Here is a 2,409-nt window from a genome sequence, read left to right on the forward strand (position 1 = left end):
TGGGATCAGCAACAGCGCCGAAGTCGCAACCGCTGCAACCATCAATAGAGCCTTCATAGTCACGCTCCTTCATCAAGCGCGCGAGACCCTTGATTGGGGGCTGAGGATTTCGCGTCGCCCGATCCTGTTACGCACTGCCGGAAATCAAATCCTGCGCCGCTCGACCAGCGCGCACGGATTGTCGGCAATCGTTACGGGTAGCGACAAAGGCCGTTTGTGGGCCGCTCAATCGACGAACGACGGTCAGCTGGCGTTCAGGTTTCGCCCCTGTTTTTCGCGTGTTGAGTGATTGACCACGGTGGTCACCGCGACGTCGAGCGTGACATTGCCGAGCGTGCGGAAAATGTCCGGCACCATCTCGACGGCGACCAACAGCGCGAGCGGGGCAATCGGCACCCCGAGCGCCATCGCGATGGGCGCAATCGAGCTGATGAAGCTGACTTCGCCGGGTAGGCTGACGGCGCCATAACTGATCACGGCGGCGACTGCGGTCGCGGCGATCATCTGGCTGACGCTGGGTTCAAAGCCCAGCCAGTGCGCGACGTAGAAAGCGACCGCGACATTCATCGCCGGCCCGGTCGCACGGAACAGCGCCACCGACAGCGGCAAAGTGACATCGGCGACCTGCTCGCGGACTCCCATCACGCGCGCCGCGGCGAGCATTGCCGGCAGTGACGCCAGTGACGAGCGGGTCGAGATGGCAACGCTCTGCGGCGAGATCATCGACCTCGTAAATGATCCCAGGCTGATGCCCCCCGCGAGGATAGCCAATGGATAGCCGACCAAGGTCGCCCACAGCACGCCGATGGCCGAGATCAGGACGATGTAATGGGCCAGCGCCGCGAACGCCGCCCCGCCGGCGCTTGCCCCGACGGTAAAGGCCAGCGCGAACACACCCAGGGGCGCGATCCACAGCACCCAGCCGTTGACGACCAGCGAGGCGTCGCCGACCGCGTCGTACAACCCGACCAGTGCGCGCCGCCCCGTTTCGGGGATCCGCGCCGCAGCCAGCGCGAACAACAAGGAGAACACCACCAGCGGCAGCACGTCGCCATTGGCCGCGGCGGCGACCACATTCTCGGGGATGATCCCGCGGAAAAAGTCGGCCACGCCGGGGACGGTTGGCGAGGCGGTCGCCGTGTCGATCCCGGCCAAGCCCGCGCGCAGCGCCTGCGCCGCGCCCTCGGGCAGCGGGAACAGGCCGAGCAAGAACTGGATCATCAGCGTGCCGAAGATCGCCGACAAGGTGCAGACGACTACGATCCACACCACCGAGCGGCCCGCGATCCGTCCCGCGCGCGCCGCTTCGGCGCCCTTGGCGACTCCGGTTACAAGCAAGGCGACGATCAACGGGATGACCGTCATCTTCAACGCATTCAACCACAGGCCGCCGACCATGTTCGAGGCCTGCAGCGCCGGTTCGCGAAGCCCGTCGCCAAGCGCTGCTGCGCCCGCCCCTGCAATCAGGCCGAGGAGCAGCGCAACCAACACATAATAAGCGCGGCCGCCGCGGACGCTATCCTCCGCGGCGGCGACCGGCGTCTTGCTCAACGCGGCTTCCGGAAGCGATAGACGACGCGATCGGTCTTGCCGCGGATGGCGGGGTCGAACACCAGCAGGGTGTGATCGTCGGCCGGGTTGCGCAGGAAGTTACGGATGCCGACGAGTTCGAAACCGGCGCGGGCGAAGTCGGCCTTGATCACTTCCGGGTCGATCCGATGCAATTTCTCGACCGTCGCGCGGGTGTCGCCGTTGGGCAGCGCGACATGGTCGATGATGCCGACCGTGCCACCGGGTTTCATCGCCGCGTACAGCGTTTTCAGCCACGCGTCGGGCTCCATGCGCGTGATCTTGCGCTCGGGATTCTGCCAATAGACGTCGTGATAATCGAGATTCATGATCATGAAGTCGTAGGCGTTGGTGCCGAGCTGGGGCGCCTCGAACGGGCTCGAGATCAGCGACACATTCTTCTGGCGCTTGGCGAACGCGGCGAACTTGGTGCGCCGTTCGTCGTTGAGGAACTGGGTCGGCTGCCACACGGTGACATGGCCCCTCGGCCCGACCACCGGCGCCATGATCTCGGCCCAATATTGGTTGGCACCGAACATATCGATGACGCGCATGCCCTTGGTCAGCCTGAAGAAACTCAGCACTTCGCCCGGCTTGCGGGATTCGTCGAGCTTCACATTGTCGGGCGTCCGGGTGGACGCTGCAACGGCCACGTCGATCCCGACCGGCGCGGCGGGCGCGATTGTTGGAACCATGGTGAGCGCAAGTGCGGCGAACAGAAATGCAGTCGGTTTCATAACCCCTCCGTAGATCCTTGGTCGCGCTCTAATACCACGCGCCTTCACGTTCGCCAGCCGGTGAAGATTTCCTGGTCCGCCATACTTTGCAGCCGGGCGATTG

General features: G+C 64.8%; 2 protein-coding genes. Both read right to left on the reverse strand.

Translation table 11 applies throughout. The features are described from left to right. Nucleotides 1–243 precede the first annotated feature (243 nt). Nucleotides 244–1,551, reverse strand: a complete 1,308-nt coding sequence (locus tag RMO25_RS00350) for a cation:dicarboxylate symporter family transporter (protein ID WP_309660614.1) — start codon at nt 1,549–1,551, stop codon at nt 244–246. Beyond that, nucleotides 1,548–2,306, reverse strand: coding sequence for a methyltransferase (locus RMO25_RS00355; protein ID WP_309660615.1), 759 nt, complete (start codon nt 2,304–2,306; stop codon nt 1,548–1,550). The genes RMO25_RS00350 and RMO25_RS00355 overlap by 4 nt, the downstream gene beginning before the upstream one ends. Between the last annotated feature and the right edge of the window lie 103 nt (nt 2,307–2,409).

It is taken from the genome of Sphingomonas sp. (assembly GCF_031361285.1).
In the GTDB taxonomy this organism is placed as follows: domain Bacteria; phylum Pseudomonadota; class Alphaproteobacteria; order Sphingomonadales; family Sphingomonadaceae; genus Sphingomicrobium.